The following is a 22156-nucleotide window of genomic DNA, read 5'->3' on the forward strand; positions in this document are numbered from 1 at the left end:
CGGATTTGCCGTCGTGTCGTCACGCGAGAAAATGCTGGCCATCGCTGACGCAAAAGCGCCGCGAACCCGGACGCACCCTGGCCGGGTCATCTGGGAAGCAGCTCAATCACAGTCGCGAATATGGCAAGGCGCCGCTTCCATTCTTGGCCCGATCCGTCGCGCATGAATCGGCCGGCTCGAAGCTGGCGTGCGGGCAGGCATGTAGGATTACCGCGGGCCTGCGTCAACAGGGCGGAGGCGATTCGTTTGCCCGCGCGATTCGCGCAGCCGGATCGCGCGTGGAGCTGCCGATCCATCATATCGAAGAACGATAAGCCAGAAAATATCGCTTTCCGATCAAGGAATTATCGTTTTTCGATATTTATCGATTGACGATAAGCGGTCGTCGAGCCTAGAAGCGGATTATCGAAATTCAATATCACGCTTCAAGGAGAACGATATGTCCCGCACCCACACAAATTCGCTCGCCGCGCTTGCCGCGGTGTTCCTCGCCATCACCTCGATCAGCGCCATCACCACCGTCCCGCCCGCTCAGGCGCATGGCACGACGACCGTTGCCGCGATGACCGAACTTGCCTGAACAACCATCCGAAGGGGAAACCAGACCAATGACCATGCGCGACAAACCCAATGACCTGCTGCTTCTGGCAGGCAAGATCATGACCTACGTGGCCCAGATCGGCCTCGCCTTTGGCGGCACCGTTCTCGCGCTGCTCGTGCCTGCTATGCTGTTCTTCAGCGACGATATCGCTGCCGAACTGGCCGAGAAATCGGCCGAGGCTGCCACCGCATTTCCGGTGTTCCCGATGATCGGCGTCTTCCTCGTCGGTCTCGCCATCATCGCGCTCGCCTTCGTGTTCTTCGGCAAGCTGCGCGCGATCATCATCAGCGTGGGCGAAGGCGACCCCTTCGTTCCCGAAAATGCCGACCGGCTGAATCTCATGGCCTGGCTGATGCTCGGCATCCAGCTTCTCATGGTCCCCGCTGGTGCGTTCGGCCTGTGGCTGGCCAAGTGGGCCGATGAGATCGAGCACGCCGATGTCACGATCGACGCCGGCCTCGACATGACCGGCATCCTGATGGTCATCGTGCTGTTCATCCTCGCCCGCGTGTTCAAGCATGGCGCAAGCATGCGCGACGATCTTGAGGGGACCGTGTGATGCCACCGAAATCTCTGGCCGAAGACGAAGGAGCACCGATCATGGTCAAGCTCGACGACCTGCTGCACGAACGCCGCATGACGCTTACCGAACTGGCCGAGCGGGTGGGCCTCACCCTGGCCAATCTCTCGATCCTCAAGACCGGCAAGGCCAAGGCGATCCGGTTCTCGACTCTCGCAGCGATCTGCCGCGAACTCGATTGCCAGCCCGGCGACCTGCTCAGCTACCGGGGAAGCGATGCACAATGAGCTCGGAACCCTTACCGCCCGTCAAGCATTGAGGGGCGGTGAGGGCCCGAAGCCTTCTCGAACGCAACAGGAGGTTTCATGAAATACGCAATCGCAGCCATCGCCCCGATCGCGCTCGCCCTGGGCGCTTGTGACGGACCCGCCGAAGAAATCGGCGAAGAGGTCGATGACGTGCGCGAAGCGCAGGCCGAAGTGCTCGACGAGCAGGCCGAGCTGACCGAGGCGCAGGCCGAACTCGCCGAGGAACAGGCCGATATTGCCGCAGAACGCGGCGACGAAACGGGCGAGACCGCGCTTGAACGCCGCGCAGACGACCTCGAGGCCGAGGCCGACAATCTCGAAGACAAGGCCGACGACATCTGATCCGTTGGCCTCCGGGCCGACGGTTCGCACATACCGAAGGCTCCGGCTCCAGGTTCCGATAAAAATCAGGGCTTGGAACCGGAGCCTTGCACGTTCATTGTGTGAGGGTTGAGCCGGTACCGGCTCTTCAAGTTCAGGAGGATTTATGAAGAAGACTTTCCTTATCGCCGCCCCGCTCTCGCTCGCCCTGGCCGCTTGTGGTTCGGGTGACCCGGCCATGGAAGCCGAAGCAGAGCAGATCGACGAGCAGGCCGAAGCCCTCGAGGAAGCTGCTGACGAAGCTCCGACCGAAGCGCAGGAAGAAGCGCTCGAAGAGCAGGCTGAAGTTCTCGAAGACACTGCCGACGAGATGTAATCGAGACGCATCATCGCGCTTGACACGAGCGCATGATCGTTTAGAGGCCCGCCCCGACCGGCGGGCCTCTTTGCGTCTGCCAGTCATCCGTCCAAGACAGTTGGTGAAGGCATCCTGGCCTTCTTAATTTCCAGCCTAGGCGGGGAAACGAGATTTCGCGCAATGCCCGCAATGCGGCATGCGCAACCAGAGCCCGATGGCTCGCCCTCCTTCCCTTGTCGAATGGACTTTGCCCTGTCGGTTAGCGGCAGGGCGAAACGTGAGCCGGTCGCGTGCGACAGCCTTTGCACGCGGCCATTAGTGAAGGAGTATGGCATGGATCGTTCGCAAAAAGCCGACGCGGTTGCCCAGCTCAATGCGGTCTTCAACGAGGTCGGCGTGGTGGTTGTCACCCGCAATCTCGGCATGACGGTGGATCAGTCCACCGAACTGCGCACGAAGATGCGTGAAGCTGGTGCTTCCTACAAGGTTGCGAAGAACCGTCTCGCCAAGCTCGCCCTGAAGGACACCGACTATGTCGGGATCGATGAGTATCTCACCGGCCCGACCGCGCTGGCGTGGTCGCAAGACCCCGTCGCAGCCGCCAAGGCTGCTGTCGACTTCGCAAAGTCGAACGACAAGCTCGAAATCGTTGGCGGTTCGATGGGGACGCAGGTTCTCGACGAAGCCGGGGTCAAGGCACTCGCCTCGATGCCGAGCCTCGACGAGCTGCGCGGTACGCTTGTCGGTCTCATCAACGCACCGGCGACCAAGATCGCCCGCGTTGTCAACGAGCCCGCTGGCAAGCTTGCCCGCGTCTTTGGTGCCTTTGGCGCCAAGGAAGCTGCGTAATCGACGCTTGAGAGACGTTTCTCGTCAAACGAAACATCATGGGGTCGATGACAGGCCCCGCCACATTATTGGAGTGAACCATCATGGCTGATATTGCCAAGCTTGTTGAAGAACTTTCGAAGCTGACCGTCCTCGAGGCGGCCGAACTCGCCAAGGCGCTGGAAGAAGAGTGGGGCGTGAGCGCCGCTGCAGCAGTTGCCGTGGCTGGCCCCGCAGGCGGCGGCGACGCCGGTGCCCCGGCTGAAGAGAAGGACGAATTCGACGTCATTCTCACCGGCGACGGCGGCAAGAAGATCCAGGTCATCAAGGAAGTCCGTGCCATCACCGGTCTCGGCCTCACCGAAGCCAAGGGTCTCGTCGAAGGCGCGCCCAAGCCGCTCAAGGAAGGCGTCAACAAGGCCGAAGCCGAAGAAATCAAGGGCAAGATCGAAGCAGCCGGCGGCACCGTCGAGCTCAAGTAAGCATCCATTGCTTGCGCTTCGGTCAGCTCCGGCTGATCAGACGAAAGGGCGGCACCAGCGATGGTGTCGCCCTTTTTCGTGCCCGGATCGCAGCCCGCTGGCCTTGGCCAGAAGCGCTGCGTCTATCGCGGGATCTGGTCGATCATCACGCTGTGCTGGTCGGACACGGGAACGCCGATCTGCTCCACCTGGACCTTGGCGGCCTGCGGGGCGTCCTGGTAGTCTATCCCGAACTCGATCTCGTCATAGACCGGGTCGTAATTGATCGGGATCCCGGCTGCACGGATCTGGTCGAGCGTCAGATATGCGTCGATCGCCCCGCCGCTGCGCAGCTTGGAGAGCTCTTCTGCGGTGAAACGCGCCTGCAGCAGATCGACCACCGAACCGAGCCTGACCGCGATCGTCGCCCCGCGCTGCTCGAAATCGACACGTCCGACCGCGACCCCGTTTACCCGCGCATCGAGATGGGTCTTGGCGACGAGATCGATCTGCGCCTCGCGGCTAGATTGCAGGGTCCTGGCATGAGCGGGCAGCGCGACGAGACCGGGATCGGCCTGATCGACGCGGTTGTCATCGACGCCGATGTCCTCACGAACAGGAGCGGTCCTGGCCGTTGGCGTAGCGACAGGGGGCGCCGCCCTCGAAACTGGTGCCGGCGCGATGCCAGCGCGTTCGACCGGCTCGATCGGGAGCGCATCGCGCACTCCGCCCGATACGTCGAGCGTGCCTGCAAAAGCGGCTTCGATCGAACGGTTGGCCGAACCCAGGCTGGCAATGCCGCGATCATCGAGCGTGAGCGCGGTCTCGGCCGCGCGCGCTTCGCGCACGGCGCGCGGCAGGAATGGCCGTGTCGCCGTGATCTGCGGGACATCGATCAGCCTCGCGCGCAAGGCCGCCGTGCGCGCCGCGAAAGAGCCGTGCGGCTGGCTGGCAAGCGGAGCCGCGATCGTGATCGCTTCCGGATCGGGAAGGGCGACGCCGGCAAAGGCGAGATCGAAACGTTCCGAGCCGGTCGCAAGGAAGCCCAGGGGGGCCATGCGCTCCTGGCTCGGGCGCCGCGACACCGCGCTAGTCGTGAGCGCCTCGGGAGCGAGGCGATCGGCGGCCATCGCCTGGATGAAGACCGGGCTAGACGCGGCGAGACTGGGCATCCGGAACGGATCGGACGCAGGCGCGTCGCGAGCGCCCAGATTGACTTGCATGACCGGCGCATCGACCGCTCCGAGCGGGATTTCCGGCATGATCACCGCAGCAGCGATAACTGCCGAGCCGACAAGCGCACGGCCGTGCGTGATCCGGGTTGCCTGCGAAGCGCCTGCGAGCGCCGCTTCGCCCGCAGCCAGTGCCGCTGCGGAAAAAGGTCCGGGCAAGAGCCGCAGATCGCGCATCGCGGTTTCGCCAGCGACATCATCGCTGCGCGCAGATTGTTTCTGGTGCTGGTCGCTCATCGTTATCCCCCCCAAGAGCAACGTGATTCGCCTGTGTTATGATTGTTTTAACCCCCTTTTTAAAGAAAAATCGCCGTTTCCGCCTCCGGCCCGTGGCTGGGTTCGCCGCTTTTTCACTTTCCCCGTTGCGCGCCAGTCTCTATCCGGACCGGCTCGCCAGACCGATCGCAAGGCCGCGATCGCGTGCGCGGGCCGATGATCGATGACGCGCGATATGGCACCTCTTGCGACCCCGTCATGGGCGGGCGAATTCCGATCGACGGCGCTGCTCGCGCTGCCGCTCGCACTCGCCAACCTCTTGCAAATGCTCACCTATGCGATCGATGTCATCTTCATCGCCCGCCTCGGGGAGGAGCCGCTGGCCGCATCGGCTCTCGCCGTGTCGTTGTTCGGACTGGTGCTGTGGGCCTTCACCGCTCTGACCGGGGCGGTTGCGCCGCTCATTGCCGAGGCGCTGGGTGCCCGTGCTCCGGCGTTGAGGCCCGTCAGGCGCTCGGTGCGCATGGCGCTGTGGCTGTCGGTCGTCACCGGGATCGTCGGCATGGGTCTGTGCCTCCTGCTCGAACCGCTGATGCGGCTGACCGGCCAGCAGGAGGCGATCATCCTGCTCGCGCGCGAATACAATTACGTGATCATCTTCTCGCTGGTGCCGATGCTGCTTGCGGCGACCTTGCGCAACTTCGTCTCCGCGCTCGGTCGCCCGATCTTTGCAACCGCCATCACCGCTGCCGGAGTGGGCGTCAACGCGCTCGCCAATTACGCCTTCATCTTCGGCAATTTCGGCGCCCCCGAACTGGGCCTGCGCGGTGCGGCAGTGGCAACCATCATCACCTCGCTGTTCACCCTTGCCGCCTATATAATCGCGATCCGGCTCGACCCGCGACTGCATCGTTACCGGATCTTCGGACGGTGGTGGTCGCCTGACTGGGCGCGGTTTGCGCAAATCGTGCGGATCGGCACCCCGATCGCGCTCACCGTGACCGCGGAGGCCGGCATTTTCGGCGCCGCGGCGTTCCTCATGGGCCGGTTCGGTGCGGCCGAGCTTGCAGGACATACCGTTGCGCTGCAACTCGCCGCGCTCGCCTTTCAGGTGCCGTTCGGGGTCAGCCAGGCCTCGACCATCCGCGTCGGCTATTTCCACGGCGCGCGCGACCCTGTCGGGATCAAGCGGGCAGGTGCGGTGGCGCTGGTCATCGGGACGGGCTTCATGGGCTTCACCGCGTCTGCCATGGTGCTCGCGCCCTACGCCCTCCTCTCGATCTATGTCGATCCCTATGCGGCGAAGAACGCGGCACTGGTCGGCTTCGCGCTGCAATATCTCGTGCTTGCCGCGGCGTTCCAGCTTGTCGACGGTGTCCAGGCGGTCGCGGCGGGCAATCTGCGCGGATTGCAGGACACGCGCATGCCGATGTGGATCGCGATCTTCAGCTACTGGGTGCCCGGTTTCGGCTCTGCGATCGTGCTCGGTTTCTTCACCCCGCTCGAAGGGACCGGCGTGTGGATCGGGCTTGCCACGGGCCTCTCCTTTGCCGCGGTGCTGCTGCTGTGGCGCTGGGTCCGCCGCGAGCGTCTCGGCCTTGTCAGGACAGGCGAACCACCGGCGGTCCGCGCATTGCCCCAGCACGGCTGAAAAAATTTGCGAGCCGTGTGTTGACTCATGCCCGGGTCGAACCCAAATGCGCCCCGCTGGCACTCTCGAGGGGAGAGTGCCAAGAACAGATCTCAACCCCAATTGGAAAGGTCATCAATATGGCATTTCGTCCGCTGCACGACCGCGTCGTGGTCCGTCGCATCGAAGCCGACCAGAAAACCGCTGGCGGCATCATCATTCCCGATTCCGCTCAGGAAAAGCCCAGCGAAGGCGAAATCGTCGCCGTCGGTGAAGGCGCGCGCGACGATGCGGGCAACCGCGTCGCCATGGACGTCAAGGCCGGCGACCGTGTCCTGTTCGGCAAGTGGTCGGGCACCGAAGTCAAGATCGACGGCGAAGACCTGCTGATCATGAAGGAAAGCGACATCATGGGGATCATCGGCTGAGCCGCTCCCGACGCATCCTAACCAAACATCCAATTTTCAGGAGATAAACCAATGTCTGCCAAGGACGTGAAATTCTCGCGCGAAGCCCGCGAAGGCATTCTCAAGGGCGTCGACACGCTCGCCAATGCCGTCAAGGTCACGCTCGGCCCCAAGGGTCGCAATGTCGTGATCGACAAGAGCTTCGGCGCCCCGCGCATCACCAAGGACGGCGTCACCGTCGCCAAGGAAATCGAGCTCAAGGACAAGTTCGAGAACATGGGCGCGCAGATGCTCAAGGAAGTGGCATCGAAGACCAACGATCTCGCCGGTGACGGCACCACCACCGCGACCGTGCTCGGCCAGGCGATCGCCCGCGAAGGCATGACCGCCGTTGCCGCCGGCATGAACCCGATGGATCTCAAGCGCGGTATCGACCTCGCCGTTTCCAAGGTCGTCGAAAACCTCAAGAGCCGTTCGAAGGACGTCTCGGGCTCGTCCGAAATCGCTCAGGTCGGTGTCATCTCGGCCAATGGCGACAAGGAAGTCGGCGAGAAGATCGCCGAGGCCATGGAAAAGGTCGGCAAGGAAGGCGTGATCACCGTCGAGGAAGCCAAGGGCCTCGAATTCGAGCTCGACGTTGTCGAAGGCATGCAGTTCGACCGCGGCTACCTCTCGCCCTACTTCATCACCAACCCGGACAAGATGACGGTTGAACTCGACAACCCCTACATCCTGATCCACGAGAAGAAGCTGTCGAACCTCCAGTCGATGCTTCCGGTGCTCGAAGCGGCTGTCCAGAGCGGTCGTCCGCTGCTGATCATCGCCGAGGACATCGAAGGCGAAGCGCTCGCGACCCTCGTCGTGAACAAGCTGCGCGGCGGCCTCAAGGTTGCAGCGGTCAAGGCTCCGGGCTTCGGCGATCGTCGCAAGGCCATGCTGCAGGACATCGCGATCCTGACCAAGGGCGAGATGATCAGCGAAGACCTAGGCATCAAGCTCGAGAACGTCACCCTCGGCATGCTCGGCGAAGCCAAGCGCGTCACCATCGACAAGGACAACACCACCATCGTCGATGGCGCCGGTTCGGAAGACGACATCAAGGCACGGGTTGGCGAAATCCGCACCCAGATCGAGAACACCACCAGCGATTATGACCGCGAGAAGCTGCAGGAACGCCTTGCCAAGCTTGCTGGCGGCGTTGCCGTGATCAAGGTCGGCGGTGCTTCGGAAGTCGAAGTGAAAGAACGCAAGGACCGTGTCGACGACGCGCTCCACGCAACCCGCGCCGCTGTCGAAGAAGGCATCGTCCCGGGCGGCGGTACTGCGCTGCTCTACGCCACCAAGGCTCTCGAAGGGGTCAAGGGCGACAATGACGACCAGACCCGCGGCATCGACATCGTCCGCCGCGCGATCATGGCACCGGTTCGCCAGATCGCCCAGAACGCCGGCCACGATGGCGCGGTTGTTTCGGGTAATCTCCTTCGCGAAGGCGACGAGACGCAGGGCTTCAACGCCGCGACCGACACCTACGAGAACCTCGTGGAAGCCGGCGTGATCGACCCGACCAAGGTCGTGCGCACCGCGCTGCAGGATGCCGCTTCGGTGGCTGGCCTGCTGATCACCACCGAAGCCGCGATCACCGAGGCTCCGGAAGAGAAGGCGGCTGCCCCGGCCATGCCCGACATGGGCGGCATGGGCGGCATGGCCGGCGGCATGGGCTTCTAAGCCCGACCACTCCCAAGGCTATGTCAGAACAGGCCCCGGCAAGCATCGCTTGCCGGGGCTTTTTCTTTGCCGCGCGCCGCAACCACAGCCGCGTTCGTGCGTTGATTGGCAAAGGAGAGCAAACCCATGAAATTGCCAAAAAACGCCCATGTCGCACTCGTCGACGGCGAGAACTTCACCCTCTTTCGCAATGATGGCCAGGCCTTCGAACCCAGGCTCAAGAGCGAGGCGAGCCCCGATCTCGACGTGACCAATTTCAGCGCCGGGGTGCGCCATCAGGACGATGTCGGCCAGGAGCTTGGCCGCACCCAGCTGGATGAGCTTGCCCACGGCGCCGCAGTTGCCGAATGGCTCAGCGCAAAGGCAGTGTCGAACGATCTCGACCAGGTGCTGATCATCGCCGATCCCAAGTCCCTGGGCGAAATGCGCAATCACTACCACCCGGAACTGAAAAAGCGGATCGTCGGCGAGATCGACAAGACCCTGACCGGCCAGCCGATCGACAGAATCGAACAGGCGATCGCCGCGGCCTAGCGCGCCGGAAACGTACTGTCCGAGCAAGACCCCGCCGAGACGCTCGTCCGGCGGGGTTTTTCGTTGGTCGAATGCCCCCCTTTCCTCTTTGTGCAATGTGCCGCATGACGCCGCGTAGGAAATTACGAGAGGGAATCCCCGCATGAAAACCAAATTTGCTGCCGTGCTTCTGGCATCGGTCGCGCTCGCCGGCTGCGAAGGCATGATGACGAGCGTCGCCGCCATCGAGTGCACCACGACCCAGAGCGAATGCCTCAACACGTGGTTTGACGAGAAGTTCGAGGAACAGCTCGCCTTCAGCCCGATCACGCAAACCGCGCTGGGCCGAAAGACCGATTACGACAAGATCGATGACCTGAGCGTCGAGGCCGAGCTCGAACAGCTCGAATGGCTGCGCGAAGCGACCGCGCAGATGGAAGCGAGCTTCGACTATGACGAGCTGTCGGCCGAGGACCAGCTGTCCTACGACATGTGGAAGTTCCGGCTCGAACAGGCCGAACGCGCCTACGCGTTCCGCGAACAGGGCTATATCCTGCACCAGATGGGTTCCGCCCAGTCGGGCCTGCCGACCTTCCTCCTGACCCAGCACCGGGTCGATGATGAAAGCGACATGGAGGCCTTCATCGCGCGTATCGGCGGGATCGGCACGGCGATGGACCAGCTCCTCGACCGCGCCAAGGCGAATGCCGCCGCAGGCACCCGCCCGCCGCGCTTTGCCTATGAGGCGGTGATCACCGAATCGAAGAACCTCACCAGCGGCGCGCCCTTCGGCGGCGACGATGAAGCAGGCGAGCCCTCGGCGCTGTGGGAGGCGACCGAGCGCCACCTTGCAAGCCTCGTCGAAAGCGAAGCGATCACCGAGGAGCGCGCCGACGAACTGCGCGAGGATGCGCGCAGGGCGCTCACCGAAGAGTTCCAGCCTGCCTATCAGCGCGTCATCGACTGGTTCGAGGAGGACATCGAGAACACCAGCGAACAAGCCATGGGCGCAACCACGCTGCCCGATGGCGAGGCGTTCTACGCGGCCTCTCTTGAGGCCATGACGACCACCGACATGACTGCCGACGAGATCCACGACCTCGGTCTTGCCGAGGTGGAACGCATTCAGGGCGAGATGCGCGCGATCATGGACGAGGTCGGGTTCGAGGGGAGCCTGCAGGAGTTCTTCGAGTTCACCCGCACCGATCCGCAATTCTTCTATCCCGACAACGATCGCGGGGCAGAGATGTATATCGCGCAGGCGCAGGAGCACATCGACTTCATCAACAGCCGCCTGCCCGAGTTTTTCGGCACCCTGCCCAAGGCGGACCTCGAAGTGCGCCGCGTCGAGCCGTTCCGCGAACAGGATGGCGCGGCGCAGCACTACAGCCCCGGCACGCCCGACGGCTCGCGCCCCGGCATCTATTACGCGCACCTGTCCGACATGACCGCGATGCCGATACCCGAGCTTGAATCGATCGCCTATCACGAGGCCAATCCAGGCCACCACATGCAGGTCTCGATTGCGCAGGAACTCGAAGGCGTGCCGAAATTCCGCTCGCAGGGCGGGTTCATCTCGGCCTTCGGCGAAGGCTGGGCGCTCTATTCGGAAAAGCTGGCCAAGGAGATGGGCGGCTACGAGGACCCCTATTCCGACTTTGGCCGCCTCTCGAGCGAGATTTGGCGCGCAATCCGGCTGGTGGTCGATACCGGCATCCACGCCAAGGGCTGGAGCGAGGAGGAAGCGGTGCAATACGCGCTCGAAAACTCGCCCAATCCCGAAACCGCCGTGCGCAGCGAAGTGCAGCGCTATTACGTGCTTCCCGGGCAGGCGACCTCGTACAAGATCGGGATGATCCGGATTCAGGAACTGCGCGCGAAAGCCGAACAGGAACTGGGCGACGACTTTGACATTCGCGGCTTCCACGACACCGTTCTCGGCGGGGGCGCGGTGCCTCTTTCGATCCTCGAGAAGCGGATCGACAACTGGATCGCCTCGGTCAAGGAAAGCTGATCCGAGGCGCACCGACAGCGCCGCCAAAAGGAAAGGGGCGGACTGGTCTGACCAGCCCGCCCCTTTTCATGTCCGACACCAGGGCGTGGGCGAATTTATCCGCCCGATCGGCTCGCCACGGCCGCTTCGAGTGCCGCCTCGTCCCACGTCACCATGGTCTGCGTCTGCGGATTGAAGCGCTGGCCGGAATAGCTCGCAGCCTCGGCTGCGGCGATTTCGGCGGCGGTCAGGTGTTCGCTCGGCTCGAGCGCGAAGACGTCGATCCCGCGAGTGATCTCGGTGCCGTAGATGCGGCCGTTGTACCAGTAGGACGACCAGAACCCGCCGACGACGAGCTGTTCGTCGCTGATCGCACCGCGATCGAAATAGGCGATCTCGACCGGGTTCGCGCTGTCGGTGAAATCCATCAGGCTGATCCCGCCCTGGTACCAGGACTGCACGAAGATATCGCGGCCCGGCACCGGCACGATCGAGCCGTTATGCGCGACGCAGTTCTCGAATTCGCCCTGCGGTCCGGGCATCTTGTAATGGCTGCGGAACTCGAGCTTGCCATCGACGATATCGTAGATCGCGTTGGCGCCCCAGGTCATCGGGTCCGAAGCCTTGCAGCGCGGGCGCCCGCCCCCGCCCCATTCATCGGTGAAGATCACCTTGGTGCCATCATTGTTGAAGGTCGCCGAGTGCCAGTAGGCAAAGCCCTTGTCGAACACCTCGTCGATGCGGACCGGGTTGAACGGGTCGGAGATGTCCATGAGTATCCCGTTGCCCGAACACGCGCCCGCCGCCAGGTTCAGCGCCGGGAAGACGGTGATGTCGTGGCACTGGTCGGTGCGGCGAGTGTCCTGCGCGCCGTCCTCGGCCTCGCCCCCCTGCCACAGGCCTGCGATCTCGCCGGTCTCGCTGTCGGCAAAGACACGCGGGCTGGAAACGATGCGCGCCGCCGCCGGATTGGCGACCGGGATCTCGATCACGTCGATCGAGAAATAGGCCGTACGGCTATCCGAAGGGTTGTCGATGCAGCGTGCGAGTTCTTCGGCCTCGCGGCTGCGCGAGGTGCCCGAATTGTAGACGATGATCTTGTCATCATCGGCGCTCACGATCGAGTGGGTGTGGCTTCCGCGGCAGGTCTGGACCTGCCCGACCTGGCGCACTGCGGTGAGATCGGAGATGTCGAAGATGCGAAGCCCGCGGAAGCGTTCGGGCGAGACATCGCCCTCGACCCCCTGCAAGCCGCAATCCACGCGCCCGCGTGTCTGCTCGACGCTCATCACCAGCAGGTTGCCCACCACAGAGACATCGCCCTGCCCGCCGGGGCAGACCACCGAGCTGACGAGGCTCGGCACCCCGTCATCGCCGAGGCGGTAGATGTTGAAGCCGTGATAATTGCCCGCCACCATGATGTCGTCGAAGAACGCCATGTCGGTGTTGGCAAAATCGAGCAGCGGCGAGCGTTCGGCAAATTCGGTAAGGGTCTCTTCCTCTTCGCGCTCGGCATCCTCGCCGCCCTCGGGATCGTCCGAGCCGTCGGTCTCCTCGACTTCGACCGGAACGACCTCTGATTCGCCCGCGCGTGCGAGCGCCTGCTCGGCCTCGGCGAGCGCGCCGTCAGCGCCATCCTCGTCTTCCTCGCCCGCTGGAACGGCGGGGCGAAGGTCCGCGGGATTTTCGGGATCGAAAAAGCCCGCGGGCTTTGGCAGGTGCGCGACGTGGCGCAGGTTCATGATGGCCTCGCCCGCATCGTCGAACCCTGCAGCAAGGTTCGCCCGCGGATCGGGTGACAGGCCTGCAAGCACCGTGTCCATCCGGTCAATCTCGGCATTCTGGTCGTTCTCGACATCACCGACAAAGCGGTAAAGCACCGGGTCCGCCGCGCTTCCCGGCTGGTCGAGCAGGTGTTCCACCATGTCGACCGCACCGCGGTGATGCGCGATCATCAGGGTGAGGAAGCGGCTGTCGAAATCATTGCCCTGCGCCGCTGCGAGAGCGGTCATGTCCTCGGCCGACGCCATGCCGGACATGGTCATGTGCGCCGCGTGGCCCGCATGGCCTTCCATCGCGACGGCTTCGCCGCGCTGTTCGAGCCATTCGCGCATGAAGGCGATCTCGTCTTCCTGGCTGGCAAGGATGCGGCCGGCAACCGCGACGATGTCCTCGTTGTTGGTGCGATCATCGACCAGTCCGGCCATCTCGACCGCCTGCTGATGATGCACGATCATAGCCTGCATGAACTGGACATCGGCGCGCGTATGGCTGGCCTTGGCAAGCTCGGTCGCCTCGTCGGCGCTGAGCGTGCGGCTCGCCTGACCGGGCGCGCCGGGCTGGACGATCGGCGCTGTCTGAGCGAGCGCGATGCTCGACCCGGTAACCAGCAGACCGGCGATGAGAACGCGCGAAGTGCGCGCGGCAGTGCGAGTTATGACCATTGAATTGTCCCTAGTCCCAAATTTCGTCGCACTTCCTGCCCGATCTCGTGGTCCAGTCAAGGCCAAGCCGGACGCGCATCGCGAAGCGTTCGACCAAGGCGGCATGAGCCTCCGCGAACGGAACATTGCCGGCTTCAGGGGGTTCTAGGTGGACACGAGCCTGTTTCGGTCGCGGATGGCGCACATTTCGTCGCTCGCGATGAAACGAGTGCTTGTCGCGGCGAATCAAGGACTTCTAGACCCTGCGATTAAGCCGACGCTAACCCTGTTCGGAGTATCGCTACCAGATGGCCCCACCCCTTTCCCGTCGCCTCTCCCGCTTCCTTGGAGCCGGGCTTGCCGCTGTCGCGGCGTTTGCCGCAGTCCCGCTTTCCGCGCAGAATACCGAGCTTGCCGCGTCATTCGACGATGCGTTTGGCACCGAGATGCGTTCGCCCGACACCTTCGAGGCGATCTACGCGAATGGCTTTGAGCGGCGCATCGCCGAGCTTGCCGATGGCAGCCAGGGGCGGATCGGAGTGGTAGGGATCGACCTTGCAACCGGCGAGGAAGTGGCCGTTCTCGGCGACCAGCTCTTTCCCATGGCATCGACGAGCAAGATCGCGGTGGCGGCGACCTATCTCGAGATGGTCGAACAGGGTCGCTATTCGCTCACCAGCGAATTCCCGCTGCTGATCCCCGTCCGCTCGGCCAGGTTCTCTTCGCCCGCAGCACCGGTGCGCGAAGGCAATTACATGCCCGCGATCGATCTCATCGAGATCATGATCACACGGTCCAGCAACGCGGCGACCGATGCCCTGCTGGCGGCGGTCGGAGGACCGCAAGCGGTCAATGACTGGATGAAGCGGCATGGATTTTCCGAGTTCTCGATCGATCGCGATATCGCGACTCTCGTGCGAGATGACGGCGAATACGATCCGGCCAGCTGGATCGATCCGCGCGATTCGGCCACCCCGCGGGCGATGGCACGCCTGCTCGGCGGCCTTTATCGCGGCGATTTCCTCAGCGAACAGAGCCGCCGCGTCCTTCTGGGAGCGATGAGCCGGACGGTCACGGGCAGGCGGCGCATCCCTGCCAGCATGCCGGGCGAGGCGCGGGTCAGCCACAAGACCGGCTCGCTCAACAACACGTCCAGCGATATCGGGATCATCGAATCGCCCGATGGTCGCGCGATTGCCGTGGCGATCTACGTCACCGGGCAAGGGTCTCGACTGGCTCGCGAAAGGCGAATCGCGGCTATCGCCCGCGCGCTGTATGACGGGTTTTCCGCAAGAGCGCGCCAGAACGACAATCGGACCTGGACGGCGGGCACCCGCTCGGGAGGCTAAGTTCTTCCGCGACCACGAAAAAAGGCGGCGCTTTGCAGCGCCGCCTTTTCTGTATCAGCTATAAGCGCTGATCGACTGTGCGAATTACTCGCCGTCGACCATGGCTTCGGCTTCAGCAGCAGCTTCTTCAGCAGCAGCTTCGGCGTCTTCAGCAGCGTCGACAACGTCAGCAGCAGCTTCGTCGCCAGCAGCTTCCATGTCAGCGGTCGCGTCGGCAGCGACGGCATCAGCGTCTGCAGCCATTGCGTCGGCTTCGGCGTCGACTTCAGCAGCTTCTTCAGCGCATGCAGCGAGGCCGAGAGCCGAAGTGGCGATGGCAGCAGCCATGATGATCTTACGCATAATGATATTTCCTTGTTCAGCGATTTGGATGTCGCGAAAACCCCGTTTAGGAGCCCGCTCCAAAGCCGGAAATTTCCCCCCGGCTCGCGGTGTCAGATAATGGCAGAAATGTGTCATTACAAGCGAAATGCCACATTTCGCCATTTTTTGGCCCCATTCCTGCCACGATCTGACGCAGCCGATCCGGGCAGTTAAGTGCCCGTGCACAATCTTCGTCACACAAGCGATGCGGCTACCGAAGCAACGCCCGCGGTGCTAGCACGCTTGCCATGTCAGAGCAGCAACATCTCTATCTCGTCGACGGGTCCTCGTACATTTTCCGGGCCTATCACCGCCTGCCTCCACTCACCGATCCCGAGGGCACGCCCGTGGGCGCGGTCTATGGCTACACGACGATGCTGTGGAAGCTGGCTGACGACCTCGACGCGGCGGACGGGCCGACCCATCTCGCGGTCATCCTCGACAAGGATTCGACCAGTTTCCGCAACGAGATCTACCCCGAATACAAGGCCAACCGGCCCGAACCGCCCGAGGATCTGCGCCCGCAATTCCCGTTGATTCGCGACGCGACCCGCGCCTTCAGCCTCCCCTGCATCGAGGAGCAGGGCCTGGAGGCCGACGATCTCATCGCCAGTTATGCCCGCGAGGCGCAGCGCCAGGGCTGGAACGTGACGATCGTGTCGTCGGACAAGGACCTGATGCAATTGGTGGGTGAGCTCGACGGTGCGCGGATCGACATGCTCGACACGATGAAGTCGCAGCGCATCTATGTCGAGGAAGTCGAGGCCAAGTTCGGGGTAAAGCCCGAGCTTGTCGGCGATGTCCTCGCGCTGATGGGAGATAGCGTCGACAATATCCCGGGCATCTATGGGGTCGGGCCGAAGACCGCGAGCAAGCTCATCGCCGAGCACGGCTCTCTCGCTGCCGCGCTGGACCAGGCGCCCGAGATGAAGAAATCGAAGCTCAAGGAGCGCCTGATCGAAGGGCGCGCCGATGCCGAGCTGTCGCGGGTGCTGGTGACGCTCAAGGAAGATTGCGATCTGCCCGTCCCGATCGAGGACATGAAGATCGAGAAGATCCCGACCGAACCGCTGGCGACATTCCTCGAAAAGCACGGCTTTACCTCGCTTCTCAAGCGGCTCGGCGCGGGCACCGGGAGCCCGGAGCGGGCCAACAACCTCAACCCGGCAAAGGCCGACAGGGCGGGCGATACGGGCACCGAGCAGGGCAACCGCCAGCCGATCCCGGAAATGCCCAAGCTCGACCGCAGCACCTACGAGACCGTGCAGACGCCCGAACGGCTCGAACACTGGATCGCGCGCGCGATGGCGGCGCGGCTGGTCGCGGTCGATACCGAGACCAGCTCGCTCGACGCCATGCAGGCCGAGCTTGTCGGGGTCAGCCTTGCGCTCGGCCCCAATGATGCCTGCTACATCCCGCTCGCCCATGGCGGCGCCGACATGTTCGCCGAAAAGCCCGAGCAGGTGCCCGTCGATCTTGCGCTCCGGATGCTTAAGCCGATGCTCGAGGCCGACAGCGTCCTGAAAGTCTTCCAGAACGGCAAATACGATCTCAACGTGCTCGCCCGTCTGGGCGTGGAAGTCACGCCGATCGAGGACACGATGGTCATGAGCTTCGATCTCGATGCGGGACGCGGCGAAGGTATGGGCGGCGGGCACGGAATGGACGAGCTTGCCCAGCGGCACCTCGGCCACACCTGCCTGAGCTTCAAGGAAATCTGCGGGACCGGCAAGAAGGCCATCCCCTTCGGCGAAGTCCCGCTCGACCGCGCGACCGAATATGCCGCCGAAGATGCCGACGTCACCTGGCGGCTTTACCAGATGCTCAAGCCGCGCCTGTCCGAAGAAGGCGGCAAGCGCGTCTACGAACGAGTCGACCGTCCGCTGATCCCGGTCGTCGCCGCGATGGAGCGCGAAGGCATCAAGGTCGACCGCGCCCAGCTCGCCCGTTTGTCAGAGGAATTCGCGAACCAGACCGCGGCGCTCGAGAAGGACATTCACGCCATCGCAGAACGCGAATTCGCGGTCGGATCGCCCAAGCAGCTGGGGGAGGTCCTGTTCGACCAGATGGGGTTCAAGGGCGGCAAGAAGGGCAAGAGCGGGCAATATTCGACCGACCAGTCAGTGCTCGAAAACCTCGCCAAGGACGAGGCTGCGAGGCCCATCGCGTCCAAGGTGCTCGAATGGCGGCACCTGTCAAAGCTCAAATCGACCTATACCGATGCGCTGCAGGCGCAGATCAATCCCGATACCGGCCGCGTCCACACCAGCTACAGCCTGGTTGGCGCACAGACCGGCCGCCTGTCCTCGACCGATCCGAACCTGCAGAACATCCCGATCCGGACCGCGATCGGACGCACCATCCGCGAGGCCTTCGTTCCCGAGGCGGGCAATGTCATCCTTGCAGCGGACTATTCGCAGATCGAATTGCGACTGGCCGCGCACATGGCCGATGTCGGTACGCTCAAGGAAGCCTTCGCCAATGGCGAGGACATCCACTCGCGCACGGCCTCCGAAATGTTCGGCGAGGTCACGCGCGACACCCGCGCTCAGGCCAAGACCATCAACTTCGCGATCCTCTATGGCATTTCGCGCTGGGGACTGGCGAGCCGCCTCGAAGTCGAACCCGACGAGGCGCAGGACATGATCGACACCTATTTCCAGCGCTTCCCCGGCATCCAGCGCTACATCATGGAAACGCTCGAAACCGTGCGCGAGCGCGGCTATTCGGAGACGCTGTTCGGCCGCAAGACCTGGTTCCCGCGCATCCGCTCGAAAAACCAGGCCGAACGCCAGGGCTCCGAACGCGCGGCGATCAACGCGCCGATCCAGGGGACCAGCGCCGATATCATCAAGCGCGCCATGGCCCGGATGCTGCCGGCCTTGCGCGACGAGGGGCTGGGCAATGTCCGGATGCTGCTTCAGGTGCACGACGAACTGGTGTTCGAACTGCCCGAAAGCGATGTCGCGCGCGCTTCGGAAGTGATCGAGCGGGTCATGGCCGAGGCCGCGCTTCCGGCCGTCACTCTCGACGTGCCGCTGGCGGTCGATATCGGCACGGGAGCGTCCTGGGATGCCGCGCACTAGCGGGCGCGCCGTGGTGACAAAGGTTGCAATCGCGGCCGGTCATTCATAGCTGGCTGGCAATGCTGGACATGATCAACCCTGCCCGCTGGGGCATCGACTGGAACACCTTCGTGTTCGACGCCGCCAATACTGCCCTGATCGTCTTTGTCGCGGTGGCGGTGTCCTACATCGCCTACCGGCTCGTCTTCGCGATGGTGAACCGCTTCACCCACCTGTCCGAATACGGGCTCGACGATCACGTCATCCGGCGCGTGCGAAGCCCGATCAAGTGGTCCTTCATCGCGATCGGGATAACGGTCGCCGCCCAGTATGACCCGGTGCTGCGCTCGGTATGGGAGCCGCTCGGCCAGTTCCTGCGCCCGGCCCTGCTCGGCTGGATTGCCTACAACATCATTCGCGGGGTGACCGCCGCGCTCGAAGCGCAGATGCAGTTGCAGGGTGACCCGGTCTCGATGCGCAGCCGCAAGACGCGGATCGCGGTCCTTTCGCGGGTCGCGACGGTGACAATCGTGGTCCTGACCGTCGGGCTGATGCTGTTTGCCATTCCTTCCGTCCAGGCGATCGGCACCACGATGCTGGCATCGGCAGGTCTCGCAGCGCTCGCCATCGGTGCCGCTGCGCAGCCCGCGCTGAAGTCGTTGATCGCGGGCCTCCAGGTCGCCCTGACCGAACCGATGCGGATCGGCGACCAGGTCAAGGTCGATGGCGATGTCGGACGGGTCGAGGAAATCCACATGAGCTATGTCACGCTGCGCACCTGGGATGAGCGCGTGATCATCGTGCCGACCGCGCGCTTCCTCGAAGACAGTTTCGAAAACTGGTCGCGTTCGGATGAACAGCTGACCGGCCCGGTCTTCCTCCACCTCGATCCAGCGGCCGATGTCGAGCCGATCCGCCAGGAATTCATCCGCTTCGTCACCGCTCACGAATTGTTCGACGGCCGCAATGTCTCGGCACTGCTGACCGAGGCCTATCCCGAAAGCATCGCCCTGCGACTGACGGTGAGCGCAAAGACAATCGGCGAATTGTGGACGCTGCGCTGCGATACGCGCGAGCACATGGTCGCATGGCTGCGCGAGAACCAGCCTGATGCGCTGATCCGGCACCGGCTCGAAGTGCCCGGCGGGCACGAAAAGGCCGGCGAGCCCGAAGCACCCTGACCGGTGCCCGGGGCGCGGTGCTCATCACCGCGCCGTTTGGGGATCAGTCGTGCTTCTTGGGCCGGGTCGGCTCGAGCGTGTCGGGAGCGAAGAAGCCGATCGGCTGGACTTCGGCCGCCCGCTTCTTCAATTCGCCACGCATCTTGCGATATTCGGCTTCCATCTTCGCGGTCACCGTGGCACGGCTGTCTCCGAGCGCATCCTCGAAATCCTTCATCGCCACTTCGGTGACCTCGCCTCCCATGCGCCGCAACGCGCCAAGCCCCGCGCGGCGCACCACGTCTTCGAGGTCCGCGCCGGTGAAACGATCGGTCTTTTCCGCCACGGCGGCAAGGTCGACATCAGATGCCATCGGCATACCCTTGGTGTGGATGCCGAGGATGTGCTCGCGGCCAGCCTTGTCAGGCGTTCCGACATAGACCAGCTCGTCGAACCGTCCGGGCCGCAGCAAAGCGGGATCGACCAGCGTGGGCCGATTGGTCGCACCGATCACCACCACCGATTGCAGTTCCTCGAGCCCGTCCATTTCGGCCAGGATCGTGTTCACGACGCGGCCGGTCACCTGCGGCTCTCCCTGCCCGCTTCCGCGGGCGGGAACGAGGCTGTCGATCTCGTCGATGAAGACAACGCATGGCGCCACGGCGCGGGCGCGCGCGAACATCTTGGCGATCTGCTGTTCGCTTTCGCCATACCATTTCGACAACAGGTCCGAGCTTTTCATCGAAATGAAATTGGCCTCGGCCTCCTTTGCGACCGCCTTGGCGAGCAAGGTCTTGCCGGTCCCCGGCGGGCCGTAAAGCAGGAAGCCCTTGGCGGGCCTGATCCCGAGGCGACGGAAAGCCTCGGCATTCTTGAGCGGAAGTTCGATGCCTTCCTTGAGCTTGTCGACCGCATCGCCAACCCCGCCAATATCGTCCCAGCCGACATTGGGCACCTGCACCATCACCTCGCGCATGGCAGAGGGCTGGATGCGCTTCAGGGCACTGAAGAAATCCTCGCGGGTGACGCACAGGTCCTCGAGCACGTCCTGCGGGATCTCGCGGGCGTCGAGGTCGAGCCGGGGCATGATCCTGCGGACCGAATCGATCGCGGCCTCGCGGGCAAGCGCGGCGATATCGGCGCCGACAAAACCATGGGTGACCCGCGCCAGTTCGTCGAGGTCAACGGCTTCCTCCATCGGCATCCCGCGTGTGTGGATCGCGAGAATCTCGCGCCGTCCGCCCTGGTCGGGCACGCCGATCACGATCTCGCGATCGAAGCGGCCCGGCCGCCTGAGCGCCTCGTCGATCGCGTCGGGGCGATTGGTGGCCGCGATCACCACCAGGTTCGCGCGCGCCTCAAGTCCGTCCATCAGGGTGAGCATCTGCGCAACCAGGCGTTTTTCCGCCTCGCCCGGCACCTGTGTGCGCTTGGGCGCGATAGAATCGATTTCGTCGATGAAGATGATTGCCGGTGCCGATCGGGTCGCCTCCTCGAACACCTCGCGAAGGCGCTTCTCGCTCTCGCCATAGCCCGAGCCCATGATCTCCGGGCCGTTGATGGTGAAGAACTCGGCATCGCTTTCATTGGCGACCGCCTGGGCCAGGCGGGTCTTGCCGGTGCCGGGCGGGCCGTGGAGCAGCACGCCCTTGGGCGGGTCGACCCCGAGCCGGGTGAACAATTCGGGGTAGCGCAGCGGCAGTTCGACCATTTCGCGCAATTGCTGGATGGTGTCCTCCATCCCGCCGACATCATCGTAATTGACGACGGCGCGCGCGTCGCGCGGTTCCTCGAATTCGGTCTTCAATTCGACTTCGGTGTTCTCGTCGATATGGACGATGCCCTTGGGGCTGGTCGAATGGACCGAGAGGCGGATCTGGGTGAGCGCATAGGCCGGCGCGCGCAGCAGCTGGCGCACGTCGCTTGGCATGTTCTGGACCGGCTGCTGGCCGGTGGTCGCCACCAGATCGCCGGTGACCAGCGGCTTCTTGAAGAAATTGCGCTTCAGCGCCTGGGTCGGTCCCTGGAGACGCATCTCGCGCTGTGCGGGAGCGAAGACCACGCGCGTTGCGGGGCGCGACTTTGCCTTGGCTATCTCGACATGTTCGCCCGATCCCGCCTCGGCATTGCCGCGCTGCAAACCATCGAGGCGGACCACATCGAGCGTGTCGTCTTCCTGATAAGCCGCCATCGCGATCGCCGCGGTCGTGCGCTTGCCGTTGATCTCTACGACATCGCCTTCGGTAATGCCCAGTTTCTGAAAGGCCGAACGCGGCATGCGGGCGATGCCCTGCCCCGATTCCTCCTGCCGGGCTGGCGCCACCTGCAATCTCGCCGTGCGCGCGGCAGTTTTTGCGTCGTTGTCACTCGGGGCGTCGGCCATTCGCAGGTCCTCGGGAAATGAATTGCACTCGAAGGTCTTGAGAGCAATTAGCTAGGCAGCGGGCGGCGCGATTGCAAACCTGCGAAGGGCCAATCGCGAAACAAGCCGCCTCGGTTTGCGGGTTCCACGCCAAACTACGCAGAGAAGCAAGCCGCGTTCCGCAACGCTCACGAGCGAAGGGATGCTGCCAATCGCTGCGAGGCGGGACCGGCACGAAGAGTTCTGGCAGAAAAAAGCCCGGCACAGTGGCCGGGCTCTGAAAAGTTTGGGAGAGGATGCCTGTTAGGCACGGGCAAATAT

The 22156-nt window shown here is 63.7% G+C and carries 19 protein-coding genes; 15 read left to right on the top strand and 4 right to left on the bottom strand.

Annotated features, from left to right (window positions below):
- Positions 1-439 precede the first annotated feature (439 nt).
- The 7 genes from ACKTSM_RS00620 to rplL all read left to right on the top strand — a co-directional run bounded on the left by ACKTSM_RS00620 (position 440) and on the right by rplL (position 3418).
- The gene (locus tag ACKTSM_RS00620) at positions 440-580 is read left to right on the top strand and encodes a hypothetical protein (protein WP_407875217.1); all 141 of its coding nucleotides are present in this window, start codon (positions 440-442) and stop codon (positions 578-580) included.
- A gap of 28 nt (positions 581-608) precedes the next feature.
- On the top strand, positions 609-1160 hold the full coding sequence (locus ACKTSM_RS00625; RefSeq protein WP_407875218.1) for a DUF2975 domain-containing protein: 552 nt from the start codon (positions 609-611) through the stop codon (positions 1158-1160).
- Positions 1160-1408: a helix-turn-helix domain-containing protein gene (locus tag ACKTSM_RS00630; RefSeq protein ID WP_407875219.1), complete on the top strand. Its 249-nt coding sequence runs from the start codon at positions 1160-1162 to the stop codon at positions 1406-1408. Before ACKTSM_RS00625 ends, ACKTSM_RS00630 begins: the two co-directional genes overlap by 1 nt.
- A gap of 78 nt (positions 1409-1486) precedes the next feature.
- Positions 1487-1771 carry a hypothetical protein gene (locus tag ACKTSM_RS00635; protein ID WP_407875220.1) on the top strand — a complete coding sequence of 95 codons (285 nt, stop codon included), beginning with the start codon at positions 1487-1489 and terminating at the stop codon, positions 1769-1771.
- Positions 1772-1916: 145 nt separating this feature from the next.
- Positions 1917-2126, top strand: coding sequence for a hypothetical protein (locus ACKTSM_RS00640; protein WP_407875221.1), 210 nt, complete (start codon positions 1917-1919; stop codon positions 2124-2126).
- A gap of 315 nt (positions 2127-2441) precedes the next feature.
- Positions 2442-2957 carry a 50S ribosomal protein L10 gene (gene rplJ / locus ACKTSM_RS00645; protein ID WP_407875222.1) on the top strand — a complete coding sequence of 172 codons (516 nt, stop codon included), beginning with the start codon at positions 2442-2444 and terminating at the stop codon, positions 2955-2957.
- Positions 2958-3040: 83 nt separating this feature from the next.
- Positions 3041-3418 carry a 50S ribosomal protein L7/L12 gene (gene rplL / locus ACKTSM_RS00650; protein WP_212449099.1) on the top strand — a complete coding sequence of 126 codons (378 nt, stop codon included), beginning with the start codon at positions 3041-3043 and terminating at the stop codon, positions 3416-3418.
- A gap of 122 nt (positions 3419-3540) precedes the next feature.
- Here the strand turns inward: rplL and ACKTSM_RS00655 are convergent, their stop codons facing one another.
- Positions 3541-4866 carry a hypothetical protein gene (locus ACKTSM_RS00655; protein WP_407875223.1) on the bottom strand — a complete coding sequence of 442 codons (1326 nt, stop codon included), beginning with the start codon at positions 4864-4866 and terminating at the stop codon, positions 3541-3543.
- Positions 4867-5080: 214 nt separating this feature from the next.
- Between ACKTSM_RS00655 and ACKTSM_RS00660 the strand changes: the two genes are divergently transcribed.
- From ACKTSM_RS00660 to ACKTSM_RS00680, 5 genes are all read left to right on the top strand, one after another.
- Positions 5081-6496: an MATE family efflux transporter gene (locus ACKTSM_RS00660; protein ID WP_407875224.1), complete on the top strand. Its 1416-nt coding sequence runs from the start codon at positions 5081-5083 to the stop codon at positions 6494-6496.
- Between the two features lie 119 nt (positions 6497-6615).
- Positions 6616-6903 (top strand): co-chaperone GroES, encoded by a 288-nt coding sequence (groES, locus tag ACKTSM_RS00665; RefSeq protein WP_407875225.1) that lies wholly within the window; start codon positions 6616-6618, stop codon positions 6901-6903.
- Between the two features lie 51 nt (positions 6904-6954).
- A complete protein-coding gene (groL, locus tag ACKTSM_RS00670) occupies positions 6955-8607 on the top strand; it encodes a chaperonin GroEL (protein ID WP_407875226.1) in 1653 nt (550 codons plus the stop codon).
- A 126-nt stretch (positions 8608-8733) separates the two neighbouring features.
- Positions 8734-9141, top strand: coding sequence for a host attachment protein (locus ACKTSM_RS00675; RefSeq protein WP_407875227.1), 408 nt, complete (start codon positions 8734-8736; stop codon positions 9139-9141).
- Positions 9142-9283: 142 nt separating this feature from the next.
- Positions 9284-11134 (top strand): DUF885 domain-containing protein, encoded by a 1851-nt coding sequence (locus ACKTSM_RS00680; RefSeq protein ID WP_407875228.1) that lies wholly within the window; start codon positions 9284-9286, stop codon positions 11132-11134.
- A 95-nt stretch (positions 11135-11229) separates the two neighbouring features.
- Here the strand turns inward: ACKTSM_RS00680 and ACKTSM_RS00685 are convergent, their stop codons facing one another.
- Positions 11230-13557, bottom strand: a complete 2328-nt coding sequence (locus ACKTSM_RS00685; protein WP_407875229.1) for a DUF305 domain-containing protein — start codon at positions 13555-13557, stop codon at positions 11230-11232.
- A 287-nt stretch (positions 13558-13844) separates the two neighbouring features.
- Here ACKTSM_RS00685 and ACKTSM_RS00690 point away from each other — a divergent pair, with 287 nt between their 5' ends.
- Positions 13845-14885: a serine hydrolase gene (locus ACKTSM_RS00690; protein ID WP_407875230.1), complete on the top strand. Its 1041-nt coding sequence runs from the start codon at positions 13845-13847 to the stop codon at positions 14883-14885.
- 84 nt (positions 14886-14969) lie between these two features.
- Here the strand turns inward: ACKTSM_RS00690 and ACKTSM_RS00695 are convergent, their stop codons facing one another.
- Complete coding sequence (locus tag ACKTSM_RS00695; RefSeq protein WP_407875231.1) at positions 14970-15227, bottom strand: hypothetical protein; 258 nt, start codon at positions 15225-15227, stop codon at positions 14970-14972.
- 269 nt (positions 15228-15496) lie between these two features.
- Here ACKTSM_RS00695 and polA point away from each other — a divergent pair, with 269 nt between their 5' ends.
- Both polA and ACKTSM_RS00705 read left to right on the top strand, forming a co-directional pair.
- Positions 15497-18334, top strand: a complete 2838-nt coding sequence (gene polA, locus ACKTSM_RS00700) for a DNA polymerase I (RefSeq protein ID WP_407875232.1) — start codon at positions 15497-15499, stop codon at positions 18332-18334.
- 68 nt (positions 18335-18402) lie between these two features.
- Entirely contained in the window at positions 18403-19494 is a 1092-nt protein-coding gene (locus ACKTSM_RS00705) for a mechanosensitive ion channel family protein (RefSeq protein WP_407875233.1), read from the top strand.
- Between the two features lie 43 nt (positions 19495-19537).
- On the opposite strand, the gene ACKTSM_RS00710 is transcribed toward ACKTSM_RS00705, so the two are convergent.
- Entirely contained in the window at positions 19538-21856 is a 2319-nt protein-coding gene (locus ACKTSM_RS00710) for a CDC48 family AAA ATPase (protein WP_407875234.1), read from the bottom strand.
- Positions 21857-22156: the final 300 nt, after the last annotated feature.

Source organism: Qipengyuania nanhaisediminis (assembly GCF_045862805.1).
Classification (GTDB): domain Bacteria; phylum Pseudomonadota; class Alphaproteobacteria; order Sphingomonadales; family Sphingomonadaceae; genus Erythrobacter; species Erythrobacter nanhaisediminis_A.

Coding starts and splice junctions, on each gene's coding strand:
- ACKTSM_RS00695 (WP_407875231.1), bottom strand. CDS start 15,227: ATGCGTAAGATCATCATGGCTGCTGCCATCGCCACTTCGGCTCTCGGC.
- groL (WP_407875226.1), top strand. CDS start 6,955: ATGTCTGCCAAGGACGTGAAATTCTCGCGCGAAGCCCGCGAAGGCATT.
- ACKTSM_RS00685 (WP_407875229.1), bottom strand. CDS start 13,557: ATGGTCATAACTCGCACTGCCGCGCGCACTTCGCGCGTTCTCATCGCC.
- ACKTSM_RS00625 (WP_407875218.1), top strand. CDS start 609: ATGACCATGCGCGACAAACCCAATGACCTGCTGCTTCTGGCAGGCAAG.
- ACKTSM_RS00710 (WP_407875234.1), bottom strand. CDS start 21,856: ATGGCCGACGCCCCGAGTGACAACGACGCAAAAACTGCCGCGCGCACG.
- groES (WP_407875225.1), top strand. CDS start 6,616: ATGGCATTTCGTCCGCTGCACGACCGCGTCGTGGTCCGTCGCATCGAA.
- rplL (WP_212449099.1), top strand. CDS start 3,041: ATGGCTGATATTGCCAAGCTTGTTGAAGAACTTTCGAAGCTGACCGTC.
- ACKTSM_RS00680 (WP_407875228.1), top strand. CDS start 9,284: ATGAAAACCAAATTTGCTGCCGTGCTTCTGGCATCGGTCGCGCTCGCC.
- ACKTSM_RS00705 (WP_407875233.1), top strand. CDS start 18,403: ATGATCAACCCTGCCCGCTGGGGCATCGACTGGAACACCTTCGTGTTC.
- polA (WP_407875232.1), top strand. CDS start 15,497: ATGTCAGAGCAGCAACATCTCTATCTCGTCGACGGGTCCTCGTACATT.
- ACKTSM_RS00675 (WP_407875227.1), top strand. CDS start 8,734: ATGAAATTGCCAAAAAACGCCCATGTCGCACTCGTCGACGGCGAGAAC.
- ACKTSM_RS00640 (WP_407875221.1), top strand. CDS start 1,917: ATGAAGAAGACTTTCCTTATCGCCGCCCCGCTCTCGCTCGCCCTGGCC.
- ACKTSM_RS00630 (WP_407875219.1), top strand. CDS start 1,160: ATGCCACCGAAATCTCTGGCCGAAGACGAAGGAGCACCGATCATGGTC.
- rplJ (WP_407875222.1), top strand. CDS start 2,442: ATGGATCGTTCGCAAAAAGCCGACGCGGTTGCCCAGCTCAATGCGGTC.
- ACKTSM_RS00660 (WP_407875224.1), top strand. CDS start 5,081: ATGGCACCTCTTGCGACCCCGTCATGGGCGGGCGAATTCCGATCGACG.
- ACKTSM_RS00635 (WP_407875220.1), top strand. CDS start 1,487: ATGAAATACGCAATCGCAGCCATCGCCCCGATCGCGCTCGCCCTGGGC.
- ACKTSM_RS00690 (WP_407875230.1), top strand. CDS start 13,845: ATGGCCCCACCCCTTTCCCGTCGCCTCTCCCGCTTCCTTGGAGCCGGG.
- ACKTSM_RS00620 (WP_407875217.1), top strand. CDS start 440: ATGTCCCGCACCCACACAAATTCGCTCGCCGCGCTTGCCGCGGTGTTC.
- ACKTSM_RS00655 (WP_407875223.1), bottom strand. CDS start 4,866: ATGAGCGACCAGCACCAGAAACAATCTGCGCGCAGCGATGATGTCGCT.